We start from the raw sequence: 17,928 nt of genomic DNA, 5'->3' as shown, positions 1-17,928 counted from the left end.
CACCAGCTTCGATCAGTACGCCGTCTGTGTATAAGGACGCGCACGCTTGTCCTTGCCCCAGGCCATGTTCGGCTGCGCCTGCATCGTAAACACCAGTTCGCCTCCGGCCATGATGTCTTCGTGGCGCAGGAAGGTGCGCGCCAGTGGCTGGCCGTTCAGCGTGACGCTGCCGACATACGGGTTGGCATCGGACAAGTTGACGGCGCGCACCGTGAAGCGCTTGCCGTTCGGTAGGTTCAGCGTTGCGCGCTCGACGAAAGGCCGGCCAATCGCGTACTCGTTGGTGCCCGGCGCCACCGGGTAGAAGCCCATCGAGGTGAAGGCGAGCCAGGCCGAGGTCTGGCCCAGGTCGTCGTTGCCGGCCAGGCCATTCGGCGCGTCGGTGTACTGGCTGGCGACGATCTGCTGCAGGCGCGCCTGCGTCTTGTAGGGTGCGCCGGCGTAGTTGTACAGGTAGGCCACGTGGTGCGAGGGTTCGTTGCCGTGGGCGTAGTGGCCGATCAGGCCGGAGATGTCCTCCATGTGCGCGTACACGGTCGGATCGACTTTCGCATCGAACACCTGGTCGATCTTGGCCACTAGGCCGGCGTCGCCGCCCAGCATCTTGACCAGGCCGGCGTTATCGTGCGGCATGTACCAGGAATACTGCCAGGCGCTGCCCTCGGTATAGTCGCTGCCGAAGTTCGACTGTACCGGATTGAACGGCGTGCGGAAGTCGCCGTTGGACTTCTTGGCGCGCACGAAGCCGGTCTTCGGGTCGAACACGTTGCGCCAGTTCTGGGCGCGCTTGAAGTAGCGTGCCGCCACTTCTTTGTTGCCCATCTTTTCCGCCATGCGCGCGATGCTCCAGTCGTCGAAGGCGTATTCGACCGTCTTCGATGCCGCTTCCGGCTCGAGGTCGATCGGCACGTAGCCAAGCTTCATGTAGTGCTGCAGGCCGCCGTAGGGGCCGTACTCGGCGCTGGCGGTCATCGCCTGCAGCGCCTGGGCCGGGTCGAAGCCCTTGATCCCTTTCATATAGGCGTCGGCGATCACCGGCACCGCGTGGTAGCCGATCATGCACCAGGTTTCCAGGCCGGCAAACTGCCACACCGGCAGGATGCCGTAGGGGCTGGCTTGCTGCGAGGCGATCAGCGAGCGCACGAAGTCGGCGTTGCGCTGCTCGGGCTGGATGATGGTCAGCAGCGGATGCAGGGCGCGGTAGGTGTCCCACAGCGAGAAGGTCGAGTGGAAGCGGAAGCCGTCGGCCTGGTGCACCGCGTTGTCCGGGCCGCGGTACTTGCCGTCGCGGTCCATGAACAGGGTGGGCGCCAGCAGGCTGTGATACAAGCTGGTGTACACCATGCGCTTCATCGGCTGCGGCGCTTCGATGTCGACCGCGCCCAGCGCTTGTTCCCAGGCCTGGCTGGCACGCTGGCGCTCGGCGTCGAAGTCCCAGCCCGGCATCTCGTCGAGGTTGGCCAGGGCGCCGTCTTCGCTGACGCCGGATACCGCCACCTTCACCAGCAGCGGCGCATCCTGCAACTGGCCGAAATCGAAGGTCGCCTCCAGCGCCTTGCCTTCGACCAGCACTTTCTCGGCCGGGGTCTTGCCGGGCGCCGCGAAGCCGCGGTATTCGACGCCTTCCTCGCGGTTCAGCAGCTGGTGCGCCTGCAGGGGTCGCGAGAACTTGATGGCGAAATAGAGCTGGCGTCCCGGTGCCCAGCCGCGCGTCTCGCGCATGCCGGTGATGGTGTCGCTGCCGCGCAGGCGCAGGCGCGACCACAGGTTCTTGCCGGCGTAGTCATAGATCGAAGAGCGCAGGTCGAGGATCACCTTGGCCGTGCTGCCCGGCTTGAAGCGGTAGCGGTGCAGGCCGACGCGCTCGCTGGCGGTCAGCTCGACGTCGACGTCGTTGTCCAGCAGCTTGACGCTGTAGTAGCCTGGCTCGGCATGCTCGTCCTTGTGCGAAAAGCGCGAACGGTAGCCGCTGAACGGGCGTTCCGGATAGCCCGGGTCGAGTTTCAGCTCGTCGCCGGTCGGCATCAAGAGCACGTCGCCGAGGTCCGAATGGCCGGCGCCCGAGAAGTGGGTGTGCGAAAAGCCGAGGATGGAATCGTCTTCGTAACGGTAGCCGGCGGCCCACGGATAGCTCTGCTTGAAGTGGCGCACCTGGGTGTCCGGGCTCAGCTGGATCATGCCGAAGGGGCGGGTGGCGCCCGGGAAGGTATGGCCGTCGCCGCCGGTGCCGATGAAGACGTTGACTTCGGCGGCTTTGCTGCCGGCGGGGGCGGCGTGGGCAACGCCGGCACACAGGGTTGCGGCGGCCAGCGCGATGGCACCGAGGGTGGGACGAGAAATCATGCGGGCTCCAGGCATCGAAATATCAAGGTAGAAACATAGCCTGAAAAGTTTGATGCAGGCAATAGAGAGACGATTTACGGGCTGTATTTAGCGGCGCTAGTAAACAAGCGCGCTGCGAAGGGGGTCGTACCGGCCCGCGATCCCTCATGCATAATGCCGGGTTGGCCGAACAGCGCAGACGAGGAGAGGGAAGTGCAGTCCGAAGCGATTCAGATACGCCCGATGGGCGAAGACCAGCTGGCCGCGGTGCTGGCGGTGCAGGCGGCTTGCTATCCGCCGGCGATGCAGGAACCGGCGGCGGTGGTGCTGGCGCGCCTGCGCGCGGCGCCGGCAACCACGCTGGTAGCCTGCGCCGGCGATGCGGTATGCGCTTACCTGTTCGCCTATCCCTCGCTGCTGGGCCGGGTCACGGCGCTGGATGCGCCCTTCATGCCGGCGGCAAGGCCGGACACGCTCTACCTGCACGACCTGGCGGTGGCGCCGCGGGCGCTCGGCCGCGGGCTGGCGCGGCGCCTGGCGCAGCAGTTGCTGGACGCGGCGGCCGGGGAGGGCTTGCGGCACGCGGCGCTGGTGTCGGTGCAGGATACCCGGCGCTTCTGGGAAGGCCTGGGTTTCGAGGCCGATGCCGGACGGGCCCCTTGCGCCGCGTTGGCGACTTATCCGGGCGATGCGCTCTATATGACAAGACGCTTGGCGGCATCCTCGACGGCCTGAACCGACCGTCGGTGCCGAGAACCGTTGACGCCTTGTTAAAACCCATTAATCGGATGCTAAAAGCTTGCAGTTTTTGCGCCGACTTTCCGCAACAAAACAATGTGTTGCCGCATTTCGACGGTCCATTGTCGAAGATTTTGCGCTAATATTGACGTAGGGAAATAATTTATGTAGAGAGACCGGCCGTCATGAAACGAAACAATGCGGGCTTCACGCTGATCGAACTGATGATCGTGGTTGCGATCATCGGCATCCTGGGCGCCATCGCCATTCCGGCCTACGGCAATTACGTGATGCGCGCGCGCCTGACCGAAGCCTTCACCGGTTTGGCGTCGGTGCAGACGAGCGCCGAGGAATACTGGTCGAACAAGCATACCTACGTCGGCTTCGACCAGGACACGCCTTCGCGCATGCCGCCAGCGGGCGAGAATTTCACCTTCAGCTTCAGCAGCGCCAGCGATTCCGGTTACACCGTGACCGCCACCGGACGCGCCAAGGCCGCCGGCTTCACCTACACCGTCGACCAGGGCGGCAAGCGCGGCACGGTCGCGCCGGCCGATTGGGGCAGCAGCACCAGCTGCTGGATCGACCGCAAGGGTGGCCAGTGCGTCCAGTAAGGCCGGCCGGCAGCGCCGGCTTCACCTTCATCGAGATGGCCCTGGTGCTGGTCATCTCCGGCATCGTGCTGGCCGTCGGCGTGCCGAGCATGTCGAACTGGATCCTGGCGCGCAAGGCGGTCGATGCCGCCGGCTTCTACAAGGACGGCTTGGCGATGGCGCGCAGCCAGGCGCTGGCGCACAACAGCGCCAGCCGCCTGGTCCTGGTCGACAACGCCAACGGCCAGATGGACTGGCGCGTCGACATCTGCTTCCCGACCGATTCGGAGCCGTGCACCGACAGCACCGGTTCATGGTCGAGCCCGACCGCGGCCGCTACCGGGGACCCCGAGGCGCCGGGTGGTTTCCGCTCACTGCTGCGCAGCGCGTCGAACCTGCCGCAGTCGAACGCGATGGTCAGCAGCGTGCTGGCCGAAGGTGCGGACGAGGTGTATTTCACGCCGCTGGGCTGGGTCGACGGCCGCATGTCGCCGCGCATCAGCCGCATCCAGCTGGCGCCCTCGGCCCGCCGCAGCGGCGCCTTCAAGCCGGTTGCCGTGGCGCTGACGCTGGCGGGAATCGCCACCATCTGCAATCCCGATCCTGCCGACCTCTCTCCCAAGAAATGTCCACCGCAATGATCGCATACCGATTCCGCATTCCACGCCGGCGCCAGGCCGGCATCGCCCTGCTGGAGGCGCTGGTGGCCGTGGTGCTGCTCGGCGTCGGCCTGCTGGGCATCGTCGGCCTGCAGGCGCGCTCGTACTCGGCGCTGGCCGACACCAGCATGCGCGCGGAAGCCACGATGGCCGCCGACAAGCTGCTCGGCGTGATGGCGGCCGACCAGGCCAATCTGGGCAGCTACGCAGTGACGATGGGCGGCACGCCGGGCAGCAGCCTGGCGCCCTGGTACGACGAAACCCGGCGCCAGATCCCGAACGCCGGCATCAGCGTGGAAGTGGCGCAGGTCCCGGGCACCACGCGCAACCGTGTCACGATCACGATCGCCTGGGCGCGCAAGGCCAATACCGCCGCCAACCAGCACGTCATCACTTCCTATCTCGCCACCGCCACATGACGCCCACGTCCCTGCGCCGCACCGGCGGCTTTTCCATTGTCGAGCTGATGGTCAGCGTGGCCGTCGGCATGCTGGCGCTCGCGTTTGCGGTGCGCATGGTGGCCGGCTCCGAAAAGAGCCGCGAGACCGAGCTGGGCGGCTCCGATTCGATGCAGAACGGGATGGTGGCGCTGTTCTCGATGAGCGGGGACGCCAACCAGGCCGGCTTCGGCCTGAACGATTCGATCCTGTCCGGCTGCGACACGAAGCTCACCGACAGCGGCGGCTATGCGCTGGCGCCGGGCGCGCTCGTGGGGACCACGCCGCTGGCGCCGGTGGTGATCGAATCCAACGGCAGCGCCCCCGACCGCATCAGTTTCTATGCCGGCAGCTCGTTGACCGGCACCGCGACCCTGCGCCTGACGGCCGGCTATACCCGCAACGCCGTCAGCGTCACCGTCGACCGTGTGCCCTACGGCTTTTCCCAGGGCGATGTGGTGGTGGTGGCGCCGGAAGGGGTGGGGACGGGGCCCTGTGCGCTGGCGCAGCTGGCGAGCAATCCACGCGGACTGCTGCCGCCGCCCGGCCCGCAGTACGTCGACGTCGTGGGAGGTACCGACTACCGTTTCGACAGCCGCGGCCTGGACGCAAGCTTCACCGGCGGCCAGGCGCGCATGTTCAACCTGGGCAGGCCGGACGACCTGTCCTTCCATACCTGGTCGGTAGCGAACGGCTTCCTGAAGCTGCGCTCGACCGACATGGCCGGCTCGTCGCGGGACGCCGCGACGGTCACCGACAACATCGTGTCGATCAAGGCGCAGTACGGCTTCGATACCCGTACCGGCACCGCTTTCCAGCCGCAGAACGGCATGCAGGTGATGCGCTGGTCCTCGACCATGATCGACGCCGACGCCAACGGCACGATCGGCAATGCCGTCGATTACCAGCACGTCGCCGCGGTGCGCCTGGCCGTGGTCGCGCGCAGCAAGGCGGTCGAGCGCGGAGCCACCGGCGCCACCTGTACCACGACCGTCGAAAAACCGCAGGTCTTCAAGATTGCCTCGCCGCAGAACGTGACCGCTGTGCCCCTGACCGTCGACGTCGCCGTGGCCGGCGATCCGAATGGGTGGCAGTGCTACCGTTACCGCGTGTTCGAGACGGTGGTCAACCTGCGCAACGCCGGCTGGAGGCCCGAAGCATGGAAAAAGTGATGCGCGCCCGCCAGCGCGGACTGGCGCTGCCGGTGGTCCTGATCATCCTGGCCGTGATGCTGGTGTCCTCGATCTACCTGATGAAGTCGATCCATTCGACGTCGCTCGCCACCGGCAACCTGGCCTATGACGCCACGCTGAGCCAGTCGGTCGATCTCGGCCTGCATACCGGCTTCGACTGGCTGCAGGCCACGGCGCGCGCCAGCAAGATGATGCTCAACGCCGACAGCCCGCTCAACGGCTACGTGGCGCTGATGGACACCAGCAAGACGCCGCGCGACGCCGCCTTCTGGGACGGCAGCAGGTCGATCAGTGCGCCGGACGGCAGCGCGATCGAGTACGTGATCCACCGCCTGTGCCTGGCGCGCCTGCCCTACGACGACGCCAGGAACCAGTGCGTGCAGACGGCAGCCAATCCGATGGCGCTGGGCAGTTCGGTGGCCGTCGGCAGCAGCCTGGCGGGCGATACCGCAGACTATGCCGGCTCGCCGCAGGTGCACTACGTGATCACGGCGCGCCTGCGCGGCGCCAAGGGTGCCAGCGTCACCAACCAGATGATCGTGCTGATCGGGGCCTGAGCCCCGGCCTGAAGAACCGCCCGGTGCGCCTGCTCCGGGCCCATTTACGACTGACCGCTTATGAAGAAGATCCTCGGCCTCCTCGGCTTCCTCTGCCTGCAATTGTGCGGTGCCGGCGCTTCGGCCGGCATCACCAGCATCGCCCAGCTGCCGCTGCTGAACATCAACGGCACCGGCAACGTCAAGCCGAACCTGATGCTGCTGTACGACAACTCGGGCTCGATGGCCTATCACTTCACGCCCGACTACGTGGACGACAGTTCCACCTGCCGCGCGGGCGCCACCATGGCCAGCAACGTCACCAACGGCGGCACGCGCGGCTGCACGATCGGCCAGCCGCCGTTCAACAGCGCCGATTTCAACCGCCAGTACTACGATCCGAAGGTGCGCTACCTGCCGCCGGTCGACGCCACCGGCGCCAGCTACCAGTCGATGACGCGCAGCTACACCAGCGGCTGGACCTCGGTCACCACCGACGGCTTCGGCATCAACAAGACCAACCTGCTGGGCGCCGGCGCCTCGAGCAGCAACCTGGCCACCGGCTTCCCCGACCTGAAGTGGTGCGACACCAACAACGCCAACTGCGGCTACAACACCGCCACCTATACCTATCCGACCGATTCGCGCTACACGGCGGTGGCGTATTCCACCAACCCGTACTACTACACGATCAACGTGGCCGAATGGTGCAGCGACGCCAACATGAAGACCTGCACCTCGACCGCGGTCGGCGCCGCCGCGCCGTCCGGCTTCCCGGTCCCGGCCAAGGTCCGCTGGTGCAAGGACCGCGCGCTGAGCGATTGCCAGGCCAAGTACGTGGGCGACTACAAATACCCGCGCTACGGCAATCCGAACGCGGTGCCGGTGGCCGCCTACGGCACCATCACGATCGGCGCCTCGCGCGACAACACCTCGCTGAATGTCACCGCGGTGAAGGTGGCCGAGCCGGGCGGCTCGGTCACGATCACCAACGGCGCCGTCAACGCCAGCGGCGGCACCAACACCTCGGGCGAGCAGGCGACCATGGCGACCGCGCTGGCGGCATCGATCATCGCCAAGACCGGCCTCGCCAACCAGTACGTGGCCTGCGTCAAGACGCCGACCAGCGGCTACGGCGTGCCGGCCTGTTCGGGCTACAACATCAACCTTGCCGCCAACAACATCGTCGCGGTGCTGCCGATCGACTGCGTCTCGGGCGTGACCGGCAAGACGGTGGGACAGTGCTCGCTGGTGTCCGACGACAGCCGCAGCGGCTGGGCGATCAGCGTGGAAACCGATTCCGCCGTCATCAGCGCCAACCAGCGGCCGACCGCGTTGGTGACGGTTAGCGGCAGTACTTCGCGCAACGCGGTGCTGAACCCGACCACCGGCCTTGGCGGCGCCACGCTGCTGAACGCTTCGGTGGCGCTGTCGAACCTGACCGCGAATACCGTGGCCTCGACGATCGTCGGCAAGATCGGCAGCGGCGGCGACATCCAGGCCTACGTCGGCGGCAGCACCGCGACCGACTTGTGCGCACAGCAGGCCAAGAGCGTGATCTGCCTGGTCGACAACGTTGCCGTCAGCGGCGGCAAGGCCGTCAGCATGGGCAGTGTCACCGGCAACAACAACACGCTCAGCTTCGCGACCCAGCCGACCAGCACCCCGCAAGCGAGTGCGATCGACACCATTCCGACCTCGGCCACCCCATTTGGCGCCGGCGCCGCGATCTTCGTGCGCACCGACATCGTGCCGGCGGTCAACAGCTACCCGAAGGCGGTCAGGCGCACCGATTGCGCCGGCTCGACCTGTACCTACGACGAAGAGATGACCAACTTCGCCAACTGGTACGCCTATTACAAGTCGCGCAACCAGATGATGAAGACCGCGGTCGGCCAGGCCTTCCAGGCGCTGTCGTCGAACTACAACGTCGGCATCGTGTCGCTGTCGGTGGCCGCGGCCGAGGGCACGATGACCCCGCCGCGCGTCTTCTCCGGCAATAACCGCGGCGACTGGTATGCGCGCCTGTACGGGATGAACGGCAACCAGTCGACCCCGATCCGCCAGGCGCTGCACGCGATCGGCAAGATGTACGCCAACACTGCCCCCTACGTGTTCGACCGCGACGCGGCGGCGGTGCAGTACCCGTGCCAGCAGAACTTCACCTTCATCACCACCGACGGCTACTGGAACGGCGGCGCGGCCGCCAGCGTGGTCAACAACGACAACGTCGAGAGCACGGCGCGCTTCTGCACCCGCGAAGCGGGCTGCGTCGACCCGGCCACCCAGACCTATAACTCGCTGGCCGACGTCGCCCTGTACTGGTACAACGGCGGCGCCAACTCGGGCGTCGCCTCGCTGCGCACCGACCTCGAGGACTGGACCAAGCGCGGCCTGGTGCCCGCCGCCAACGGCGACAACCAGCGCCTGCACATGAATACCTATGCGCTCGGCCTGGGCGTGGACGGCGTCATGAACTACGAAGCCAACTACGACACGCTGCCGACCCCGGGCGGCGACTTCTTCAACCTGAAGAACGGCGTGACGCGCGGCTGCCCGTGGAACAACGGCGGCGCCTACAACTGGCCCGATCCGAAGACCGGCGACAACAGCGGCTCGGCCGCCTACCAGTCGCGCGTGGACGACCTGTGGCACGCCGCCATCAACGGCCACGGCAAGTACTTCAGCGCGTCCGACCCGACCCAGGTGGTGCAGGGCCTGAGCACGGCGCTGTCGAACATCCAGGTGCGCGTCGGCGCCGCCGCGGCAGCCGCCACCTCGACCCCCAACATCTCGCAGGAAGACAACGACATCTTCTCGTCGACCTTCACCACCGTGAAGTGGTTCGGCGAACTGTCGGACCGCAAGATCGATCCGGCCACCGGCATCGTCGGCACCAGCGTGGCGTGGACCTCGTCCGACACGGTCGGCCTGAAGGTCGGCAACACCAGCGATACCCGCGTGATCAAGATGCTCGATACCAGCACGGCGCCGGTGGGCCTGAAGGACTTCAGCTATGCCGCGATGAGCGCGACCGAGCGCGCCTGGTTCGACAACAAATGCGGCATGCTGTCCCAGTGCGCCGCCCTGACCGCCGACAACCAGGCGATCGTCAACAGCGGCACCAACATCGTCAACTGGCTGCGCGGACGTCAGGCGTATGCCGACGACAGCGTGCTGCGCGCCTACGCCCGCACCGACAAGACCCCGGCCGGCGCCAGCGGTCCGCTGCCGATCGTCATGGGCGACATCGCCTCGTCCAAGCCGGCCTACCTGCGCGAACCGAGAAAGGGCTATAGCAGCAGCGCCTACAGCACCTTCAAGACGACCTGGAAGGACCGTACCCCGACCGTGTTCGTGGCCGCCAACGACGGCATGCTGCACGCGTTCAACGCCAAGACCGGCGAGGAAACCTGGGCCTACGTGCCGCGCATCACGATGAAGAAGCTGCCGACCCAGGCCAGTCTGACCTATGGCCTGAACCACCAGTTCACCACCGACGGCGCGCCCGAGATCGGCGACGTCATGATCGGCGGCGAGTTCAAGAGCCTGCTGGTGGCCGGCATGAATGCCGGCGGCCGCGGTTTCTACGCCCTCGACGTCACCGACCCGGCGGCGCCGAAGGCGCGCTGGGAACTGTGCGCCGACGCCGCGCTGTGCGCGAATGCGGACCCGGACCTCGGCCTGTCGTTCGGCAACCCGCAATTCGGCACCTGGAAGGACGCGAGCGGCACCGAGCGCTGGGTGGTGTTCCTGACCTCGGGCTACAACAACGTGCCCGGCACCGACGGCGTGGCCGGCGGCGACGGCAAGGGCTACCTGTACGTGGTCGACGCCGGCACCGGCCAGATCCTGAAGAAGACCTCGACCGGCGCCGGCGACACCACGACCCCGTCCGGCTTCGCGCGCATCACCGCGATCACCTCGAACCCGCAGACCGACCCGCTGGTGACCTACGTCTACGGCGGCGACAACCTGGGCAAGATGTGGCGCTTCGACTTCAGCGCCGGCGGCACCCCGGCCGTGCTGCAGATGGGCGACGCCGACGCCACCCATCCGATCACGACCCGGCCGGAAGTCACCCTGTGCGCGGTGAACAGCCGCGACACCGGCGGCACGGTCACGGCCGGCACCACCCGCGCAGTGGTGTTCGGCACCGGACGCCTGCTCGACCTGGGCGACATCGCCGACGTGACCAAGCAGAGCGTCTACGTGCTGACGGACCGCGGCACCGGCATCTCGTCGGCCGACTGGCGCAATGCCGGATCGATGGCGCAGCAGAGCCTGAGCACCACCGACGCCGGCAACTACAAGATCAGCGGGCCGGCGGTCGACCTCAGCACCCAGGCCGGCTGGTACTTCGACCTGGACCAGAACCGCGGCGAGCGCGTCAACCTCGACCCGAAGGTGGTCTCGGGCACGCTGAACGTGGTCAGCAACATCCCGACCAACTCGAGCGCCTGCTCGGTCGGCGGCACCAGCAACCTGTACCAGCTCGACGTCTGCACCGGCAAGCCCTTGCTGAACGACCAGACCGACGGCATGATCGGCGGCCGTTCGCTGTCGAACACCGCGGCCGCGGTCGGCTTCATCATCGTGCGCCTGCCGAGCGGCGCGCTGAAGCTGGTGGCGACCACCGCCGACGGTAACAACACCACCAAAGAACTGCCGTCGGCGAAAGACCAGGATGCGCGCAAGACCGGCTGGCGCCGGGTCCGCAACTAAGGCGCGACAAAGCGCCTCTACTGAGCGGCTGCGGCCGGCGCCGCCGGCGCCGCCGCGATGGCGCTGACGGTCTGGGTCGACACGATGCCGTCGGCGCCGGTCAGGCGCAGCTGCACCGGCAGCCAGCCGCGCGCCGGCGCCAGCCAGACCTCGAGGCGCGGCCGGCCCGGCAGCGCCGGCTGCGCCAGGTGCCAGGCCTCGATCGGGCCCAGGGCGGTGGCCAGGGTCTCCACCCCGGCCGCCTGGAAGCGTTCGATGGTCGCCTCGAGCGGGCCGGCGACCACCACCTCGATTGTCCCGCGCAACTGGTCCGGCTCGCCGAGGCCGATGCCGGCCAGCTGCATCAGCAGCGAGGCGCGGTCCTGGATGCCGATGCTGTCCGGCACGCTGCGGCCGCTGGCACGGAAGCGCACCTCGCCGTTGTCGAACTCGGTCACGCTCGGGCTTCCTCCATTTTCCTCGGACGCGCTGCGCGGCATGACGCCGGCATCGCCGCTGCCGCCCTGGCTCGACAGCCGGCCCAGTACCCCATCCACCTGCAATTGATAGCGTTCGCCGTCGCTGCGCCAGTCGATATGCGCCGGGGCCAGCGTCTGCGGCGCGGCGCCCGGGGCCTGGCGCGTCTGCGTGTAGGTCAGCAGCACAGGCTCGGGCAGGCGCACGCGGTAGCGGCTGGGCATCTGCACCAGCGGTGCAGCGTCGGCGGGGCTGTCCGGCACGGGCTGGCCGGCCGGCGCTGCCGCGGCGGCGGGCAGGGATGGCGCCGCGGATGCTGCCGGCGTAGCGGCAGCGACAGCCGGCGCGGGGGCGACAAGCGGCGCCGGATGCGGCTGCGGGGCAGGGGCCGGCGCTGGCGCGGTTTCGGGGGCCGGGTGGCGCCCGTCCTCGCGTCGTGGGGTGTCGGCCGGCATCAGGCGCAAGACCAGGTCTTCGGCTGCCGGCCTACCCTGTGGCGCGGCCGGCGGCGCGCCATCGGTGCCGGCAAACCATGCCAGCAGCGCCAGGTGCGCCAGCGCCGACAGCCCGCACAGGGCCAGCAGGCGCCGGTAGCGGCGCAGCCGGGCGGTCAGGGCGGTCCGGATCAGGGCGTCCCCGCCGGCAGCATCACCTGGTCGGCTGCGCGTCCGCTTTCGCCCGGCGCGTGCGCCCCGGCGATGTCGGGTACGGGGCGCGCGCGGCGCGACAGCGCGTCGGGGTTGCCGTACCGGTGGATGCGCACTGCGGGCATGACCTTGCCTCCTTGAAGATGACGAGCGGCGATTTTACGCCATCGGCGCCGGCGCGGCGCCCAGGCGTACGCCGGCCCACGCGTCCGGCACTGATAATAGCCCTCAGTCATCGATACGGGAGCCAGGATGCCAGCCAACAAGCGTAATACCACAAGAAAAAGCGAGCTGCCCCTCGACCAGGTGCGGCGCTACCTCGAACCCGGCCCGGTGCTGCTGGTCAGCTCGGCCCACGAAGGCGAGTCCGACGTCATGGTGATGGGCTGGCACACGGTGATGGAGTTCTCGCCCTCGCTGGTCGGCTGCGTGATCTCGCGCGCCAACCATAGTTACGGGCTGATCCGCGCCAGCGGCGAGTGCGTGCTGAACCTGCCGACCCGCGCCCAGCTCGAACAGGTGCTGGGCGTCGGTTCCACCAGCGGGGCCGATATCGACAAGTTCGCCGCCTTCGGCCTGACGCCGGAGCCGGCCGAGCGGGTCGGCGCGCCGGCGATCCGGGAATGCCATGCCCACTTCGAGTGCCGGCTGCACGACGACAGCCTGGTGGAGCGCTACGATTTCTTCGTCTGGGAAGTGGTCGCGGCGCGCGCGCTGGCTACGCCGCGCCATCCGGAAACCCTGCACTACCAGGGCGACGGCATGTTCATGGTGGCCGGGCAGACGATCCGGCGCCGGCGCCGCGGCCTCAAGTAAGGGCCGCAGCGGGCGCTAGCGCGGGTGCCGCGCCCGCATCCCGACCCGTTGCGTGATGCGCGCCGCGCTGCCGCGTACCCGCAGCGGCGGCGGCTGCACGGCCACCGCCAGCGCCACCCCGGTGCTCAGCCGGTGCAGGTCGAGCACCTCGAGCAGGGCTTCCAGCACGGTACGCCCGAGCACGGCGTCGCCAGCCTCGACCTGCGGCAGCACCCGGTGCAGGGCGCTCAGCACCACCGCGTTTTCCGCGCGCTGATCGCGCAGGCGTTCATAGCCGAGCGTGCCCATGATCAGTTCCTCATGCCGGAAGCCGGCCTCGACTTCGGCCACCAGCGGCGCGAAGGCATGCGCCAGCTCGGCGTCCGGCGCGTTCAGCAGCGCGTGCACACGGCAGCACAAGCCCTTGCGCGCATGCCGCAGCGCGGCGACGAGGGTGCGCGGACGAGTGGGCTTGGCGGCGTGGGCTTTCATGCGGCTTTCCTCAGGTACGGGCCGGCGCTTGCAGTGTCGGCGCCAGCCAAGGTCTCAGTTTGATACATCTCAAAGTGTTCCGCAAAGTGGCATAGCGTGCGCACGGTTGGCACGGATGGGGTCGATTCCAACGGAGTTACCGTCGGCTTTGATGTTCCTCAAAGTAACGCTTACCCCTACGGCTAGGCTTGGTTCCATGTCAAACCTGCTCAATGACCCGATGCCGGTCCTGCTGACGGATCGCCTCTCGGCCCCCGCCGCCGGTGGCGTGTTGCGCGCTGTCGGCAAGGGAAGGGGTGATGCGCCCATTGCGCCTTCCGCGGAGCCGGCGCCGCTGACCGACCGCCGCCTCGACAGCGTATTCGGGCCGTTACAGCTGCGCCCGCTGGCACCCGGCGATACGCCGGCGCATGCGGCCTTCCTGCAGGCACTGGGCGAGCGCGGGCGGCGCATGCGCGCGTTCTCCCAGCCGACAACGTTCGGTGGGGAGCAGCTGCGGTTGGTTCTGGCGCAGGCATCCGCCGTTGGCGGCCGGGACTGGCTGCTCGGCGAACTGTGTCTCAGCATCGATCGCGGCAACGTCGCCGCCGAATTCGCCCTGGCGGTGCGGCCGGCGCTGCAAGGCCGCGGCCTCGGCCGGCTGCTGCTGCACAGCGTGCTCGACCTGTGCCTGCAGCGCCGGGTCACGCTGGCCTGCGGATCGGTGCCCGCCGGCAGCCCGGCCATGCTGGCATTGGCGCACCGCTGCGGATTCCAGATCCTGCGCGCAGCCGACGGCTCGGCGCAGCTGGCGCTGATGCTGCGGCCGCGCGAGGTACGCTGATGGGCCTGCGCATCGTGATCGTGCAGGGCCACCCCGATTGCCGCCGCCCGCATCTGTGCCACATGCTGGCCGACGCCTATGCCGAAGGTGCCGGCGAGGCCGGCCACAGTGTCGAGCTGGTGGAACCGGCGCGCCTGGCCTTTCCCTTGCTGAGCAGTCCGGCCGAGTGGCGCCATGGCACCCTGCCGCCACAGTTGGAAGCCGTGCAGGAATCGATCCGCCAGGCCGACCACCTGGTGCTGATGTACCCGCTGTGGCTGGGTGACATGCCGGCCATGCTGAAGGGTTTCCTGGAACAGGTGTCGCGCCCGGGCTTTGCGGTCAACCCGTCGGCGCTGCGGTTGTCGGGCGACGGCTCGCTGCGCGGCCGTACGGCGCGGATCGTGGTCAGCACGCAGGTGGCGGCGCCGGTCTACCGCTGGCTGCACGGCGCACCCAGCCTCAAGCTGGTGCGACGCAGTATCTTCGTGCCGGCCGGGATCGGCCCAGTCAGGGCCACCGTGGTCGGCAGCACCGATGGGTTGAGCGAGGAAGAAGTCGAGCGCTGGCGCGCGCGCCTGCGCCGCCTCGGCCAGCGCGCGCGCTGAAGGCAATGGCGGGGGCGGCTATACTGCGAACTTTCCCTCCAAGAAAGGATGCCATGTCCCAGCTCACCGTCATCGCCACCATGCGCGCCAAACCCGGCAAGGAAGCCGATTTGCACGAGCACCTGCTGAGCCTGGTGCCGCAGACACGCACCGAAGCCGGCTGCATCGACTACGACCTGCACCGCTTGCAGGACGACCCCTCGGTGTTCGTGATGTATGAGAACTGGGTCGACCGCGGCGAGCTCGACAAACACCTGCAGATGCCCTACATGCGCGCCTTTGGCGCCGCTTTGCCGGACCTGCTGCGCAGCCCGCTCGAGCTGCAGATGCTGGACACGCTCAGCGCCCCGCGCGCATGAATATACACAACAGTCCTAGCGCAGCACCAGTACCGGTATCGCGCTATGGCTGAGCACCTTCCAGGTTTCGCTGCCGATCAGGCGCCCGGCCAGGCCGCCACGTCCGCGTGAGGCCATCACGATCAAATCGCACAGCTGCTCGCGCGCACTGCGGATGATGGCCTCGCTCGGCGGCAGGCCGGTTACCAGCAGGGTTTCGCAAGGTACGCCCGCCTCGCCGGCGCGGCGCCGGACGTAGGCGACCGCATCCTGTCCCAGCTGCTCGCGCTCCTGGCGCCAGGCGTCGTGGATAGGTGCCGCCAGGCCGAGCTCGGGCGCCATCACATATGGCGGCGGGCTGGCGTGGACGCCGACGATGGTCCCCTGGCCGAGCGTGGCCAGGCGCAGCGCCGCTTCGAGCGCAACGGTCGAGCGTTCGGTACCGTCGGTGGGAACCAGAATGCGGCGGAACATCGCAGCCTCCGGCACGGTCAGGCGCTGCCCGGCCTGGGCCGCAGCACCATTACCGGCACCTCGGCGCCGGCCAGCACTTTTTGCGTCTCGCTGCCGGCCAGCAGGCGCGACAGCCCGCGGCGGCCATGCGAACCCATGAAGATCAGGTCGCAGCCGTGGTCGCGCGCGCTGTCGAGGATGGCGTCGCTGGCCGAGTGCGAGAACACGGTCAGCGGTGTGCATGCGACCCCGGCGCCGGCCGCGGCGGCGCTGACGCGGCGCACGTTGCGTTCGGCCCAGCCGCGCAGCGCTTCGCTGGCGAGGTTCGGATCGACCGCCATCGCGGCTTCGGCCGCGGCATAGGCCGGGTAGGTCTGCGCCACCGACAACGCCACGATCTCGGCGCCATGCACCCGCGCGAACTCGACCGCCGCATGCTCGGCCACGGCCGACACGTCCGAGCGGTCGGTCGGCACCAGGATCCGCTTGTATCGCGGTACGCCAGCATGGCGCCCTGGCGCCATGCCCGCCATGCTGCCGGTCGCGTTCCCGGCCGGCTCATCGATCGGATCGGCCACGGCACTTCCTCAGCGGTGCACCAGCACCGGGATGGCGCTGTGCACCAGTACTTTCTGGGTTTCGCTGCCCAGCAGCAGGCCACCGAGCCCGCGCCGGCCGTGCGAGGCCATGACGATCAGGTCGCAGCCCAGGCGCCGCGCGCTGTCGACGATGGCCTGCCACGGCTCGTCCGACACCGCCTGTTCCAGGGTGCAGGGAACGCCGGCTTCGCGCGCGGCGCTGTCGACGTCGGCCAGCAGGCGCCGTCCGCGCTCTTGGCTGGCGTCGGCGTACTGTTCGGCGGTGTCGCCGATCATGTCGGGGTCGGTGCTCAGGACGTGGAATGCGGGCGTGGCGGTGAAGCCCACTACGTCGGCGCCGACTTCGCGGGCGAAAGCGACGCCGGACAGGATCGCGCGTTGCGATGCCTCGCTACCGTCGGTCGGCAACAGGATGCGGCGATACAGTGGATTGTCGAGCTGCGGGCTCATGTGCAGGCTCCGGTGCGGGAGCGCATGGCCCCGATGCAATCAGCATGACAAATATGCCGATTGCATCGGTTGACCTGGATCAAACGCTGGACTGGCCCGCCGCGGCGCAGTTCAAGCGTCGGCGGCGCCCAAGGTGAAATGGCCTTCGGCCACGGTGCGTTCGCCGCAGCGTACCGCGAAAGTGCCGCCGTGCAGGTCGGCGCCGAGCGCCAGTTCGTTGCCGAGGGCGGCCGGGGCCTTGAAGCGGGCGTCCAGCGCGGCCAGCGGGCGGCCGCCGGCGCGTTCCAGTTCGGCGCAGGCGCGCCCCAGCGTGTGCATGCCGTGGATGATCGGGCGCTTCATGCCCATCAGGTTGGCCGACCAGCGCCACAGGTGGATCGGGTTCCAGTCGCCGGACAGGCGGGCGTAGGCGCGCCCGCTGGATGCCGCCAGGCGCCAGGCGGCGATCGGCGGCAGCGAGGTGTCGGGCGGGCGCGTCCGGCCATAGCCGCCACGCCCCCCGCGCACCACCAGGTAGGTGCTGCGGCAGGTGAACACGGTGCTGCCCTCCTGTTCGCCGAGGGTCTCGAGGGTGGCGTACACCGCGCCTTTCTCGTTGGGCGGGCGGATCGCCACGGTGGTGTTCAGCGCCAGCGGCAGCGCCGGCTGGTGGGGCGCGCCCAGTTGCAGGGCGTTTTCGGCATGCACGGTGCCGGCCAGGCGGAACGGGAATGCCGGGTCGAGCATGGTCGCCACCTGGGCGCGCTGCGCCAGCAGGTAATAGAAGGTCAGCGGGATGGCCGACGGCGCTTCCGGAACGGGAAAGCCGAGCGCCTGGCGATAGCGTTGCACCCAGGCCGGGTCGATGGCGTCCAGGACGAAGGCACTGCGCGGGGTGCGCGCGCCGGAGGTGCGGCGCCGGCGGCGGAACAGGCCGCGCAGCAGGGTGAAGGCGTTCAGCGTGGGCAGCGCTCTAGGAGGCGGCGGGTGGTCTGCGGACATCGGTGCGGAAGGAGAGGCAAAACCTGCATTGTGCCTGAAACCGGCAGTTGCCCCGGAATACTTGTGAGTTACGACCAAGCACGGTACCCTATCGGTTTGGCATA

General features: G+C 68.5%; 19 protein-coding genes. 11 read left to right on the top strand and 8 right to left on the bottom strand.

Annotation, left to right across the window (positions count from 1 at the left end; all coding sequences use genetic code 11):
• Positions 1 to 12: 12 nt before the first annotated feature.
• Positions 13 to 2,343: a GH92 family glycosyl hydrolase gene (locus U1H99_RS11720; protein ID WP_323141907.1), complete on the bottom strand. Its 2,331-nt coding sequence runs from the start codon at positions 2,341 to 2,343 to the stop codon at positions 13 to 15.
• Positions 2,344 to 2,535: 192 nt separating this feature from the next.
• On the opposite strand from U1H99_RS11720, the gene U1H99_RS11715 reads away from it, so the two are divergent.
• From U1H99_RS11715 to U1H99_RS11685, 7 genes are all read left to right on the top strand, one after another.
• Positions 2,536 to 3,057: a GNAT family N-acetyltransferase gene (locus U1H99_RS11715; RefSeq protein ID WP_323141906.1), complete on the top strand. Its 522-nt coding sequence runs from the start codon at positions 2,536 to 2,538 to the stop codon at positions 3,055 to 3,057.
• 188 nt (positions 3,058 to 3,245) lie between these two features.
• On the top strand, positions 3,246 to 3,674 hold the full coding sequence (locus tag U1H99_RS11710; RefSeq protein ID WP_323141905.1) for a type IV pilin protein: 429 nt from the start codon (positions 3,246 to 3,248) through the stop codon (positions 3,672 to 3,674).
• Complete coding sequence (locus tag U1H99_RS11705) at positions 3,662 to 4,294, top strand: pilus assembly FimT family protein (protein WP_323141904.1); 633 nt, start codon at positions 3,662 to 3,664, stop codon at positions 4,292 to 4,294. Before U1H99_RS11710 ends, U1H99_RS11705 begins: the two co-directional genes overlap by 13 nt.
• Positions 4,291 to 4,731 (top strand): prepilin-type N-terminal cleavage/methylation domain-containing protein, encoded by a 441-nt coding sequence (locus U1H99_RS11700; protein WP_323141903.1) that lies wholly within the window; start codon positions 4,291 to 4,293, stop codon positions 4,729 to 4,731. The genes U1H99_RS11705 and U1H99_RS11700 overlap by 4 nt, the downstream gene beginning before the upstream one ends.
• Positions 4,728 to 5,921, top strand: a complete 1,194-nt coding sequence (locus tag U1H99_RS11695) for a PilW family protein (RefSeq protein WP_323141902.1) — start codon at positions 4,728 to 4,730, stop codon at positions 5,919 to 5,921. The genes U1H99_RS11700 and U1H99_RS11695 overlap by 4 nt, the downstream gene beginning before the upstream one ends.
• Positions 5,909 to 6,499: a pilus assembly PilX family protein gene (locus U1H99_RS11690; RefSeq protein WP_323141901.1), complete on the top strand. Its 591-nt coding sequence runs from the start codon at positions 5,909 to 5,911 to the stop codon at positions 6,497 to 6,499. Before U1H99_RS11695 ends, U1H99_RS11690 begins: the two co-directional genes overlap by 13 nt.
• Positions 6,500 to 6,559: 60 nt before the next feature.
• On the top strand, positions 6,560 to 11,203 hold the full coding sequence (locus U1H99_RS11685) for a pilus assembly protein (RefSeq protein ID WP_323141900.1): 4,644 nt from the start codon (positions 6,560 to 6,562) through the stop codon (positions 11,201 to 11,203).
• Between the two features lie 17 nt (positions 11,204 to 11,220).
• On the opposite strand, the gene U1H99_RS11680 is transcribed toward U1H99_RS11685, so the two are convergent.
• Positions 11,221 to 12,123 (bottom strand): DUF3108 domain-containing protein, encoded by a 903-nt coding sequence (locus U1H99_RS11680; protein ID WP_323141899.1) that lies wholly within the window; start codon positions 12,121 to 12,123, stop codon positions 11,221 to 11,223.
• Between the two features lie 161 nt (positions 12,124 to 12,284).
• Entirely contained in the window at positions 12,285 to 12,422 is a 138-nt protein-coding gene (locus U1H99_RS11675; protein WP_323141898.1) for a hypothetical protein, read from the bottom strand.
• A gap of 136 nt (positions 12,423 to 12,558) precedes the next feature.
• Here U1H99_RS11675 and U1H99_RS11670 point away from each other — a divergent pair, with 136 nt between their 5' ends.
• On the top strand, positions 12,559 to 13,122 hold the full coding sequence (locus U1H99_RS11670; RefSeq protein WP_323141897.1) for a flavin reductase family protein: 564 nt from the start codon (positions 12,559 to 12,561) through the stop codon (positions 13,120 to 13,122).
• Between the two features lie 15 nt (positions 13,123 to 13,137).
• Here the strand turns inward: U1H99_RS11670 and U1H99_RS11665 are convergent, their stop codons facing one another.
• The gene (locus U1H99_RS11665) at positions 13,138 to 13,593 is read right to left on the bottom strand and encodes a hypothetical protein (protein ID WP_323141896.1); all 456 of its coding nucleotides are present in this window, start codon (positions 13,591 to 13,593) and stop codon (positions 13,138 to 13,140) included.
• 196 nt (positions 13,594 to 13,789) lie between these two features.
• On the opposite strand from U1H99_RS11665, the gene U1H99_RS11660 reads away from it, so the two are divergent.
• From U1H99_RS11660 to U1H99_RS11650, 3 genes are read left to right on the top strand one after another with little or no spacing between them, the layout of a single operon-like run.
• Complete coding sequence (locus U1H99_RS11660; RefSeq protein ID WP_323141895.1) at positions 13,790 to 14,416, top strand: GNAT family N-acetyltransferase; 627 nt, start codon at positions 13,790 to 13,792, stop codon at positions 14,414 to 14,416.
• Complete coding sequence (locus U1H99_RS11655) at positions 14,416 to 15,003, top strand: NAD(P)H-dependent oxidoreductase (protein WP_323141894.1); 588 nt, start codon at positions 14,416 to 14,418, stop codon at positions 15,001 to 15,003. Before U1H99_RS11660 ends, U1H99_RS11655 begins: the two co-directional genes overlap by 1 nt.
• Positions 15,004 to 15,056: 53 nt before the next feature.
• Positions 15,057 to 15,362, top strand: coding sequence for a putative quinol monooxygenase (locus tag U1H99_RS11650; RefSeq protein WP_323141893.1), 306 nt, complete (start codon positions 15,057 to 15,059; stop codon positions 15,360 to 15,362).
• A 15-nt stretch (positions 15,363 to 15,377) separates the two neighbouring features.
• Here U1H99_RS11650 and U1H99_RS11645 read toward each other — a convergent pair whose 3' ends face one another.
• The 4 genes from U1H99_RS11645 to U1H99_RS11630 form a co-directional block, all read right to left on the bottom strand.
• Positions 15,378 to 15,815 (bottom strand): universal stress protein, encoded by a 438-nt coding sequence (locus U1H99_RS11645; RefSeq protein WP_323141892.1) that lies wholly within the window; start codon positions 15,813 to 15,815, stop codon positions 15,378 to 15,380.
• A 17-nt stretch (positions 15,816 to 15,832) separates the two neighbouring features.
• A complete protein-coding gene (locus U1H99_RS11640; protein WP_323141891.1) occupies positions 15,833 to 16,372 on the bottom strand; it encodes a universal stress protein in 540 nt (179 codons plus the stop codon).
• Positions 16,373 to 16,381: 9 nt separating this feature from the next.
• Positions 16,382 to 16,843, bottom strand: coding sequence for a universal stress protein (locus tag U1H99_RS11635; RefSeq protein ID WP_323141890.1), 462 nt, complete (start codon positions 16,841 to 16,843; stop codon positions 16,382 to 16,384).
• A gap of 111 nt (positions 16,844 to 16,954) precedes the next feature.
• Positions 16,955 to 17,824, bottom strand: a complete 870-nt coding sequence (locus U1H99_RS11630) for a MaoC/PaaZ C-terminal domain-containing protein (protein WP_323141889.1) — start codon at positions 17,822 to 17,824, stop codon at positions 16,955 to 16,957.
• Positions 17,825 to 17,928: the final 104 nt, after the last annotated feature.

This window comes from Massilia phyllosphaerae, assembly GCF_034659755.1.
Lineage (GTDB): Bacteria > Pseudomonadota > Gammaproteobacteria > Burkholderiales > Burkholderiaceae_D > Telluria > Telluria phyllosphaerae.
This window is presented reverse-complemented; position numbering and strand designations above follow the sequence as displayed.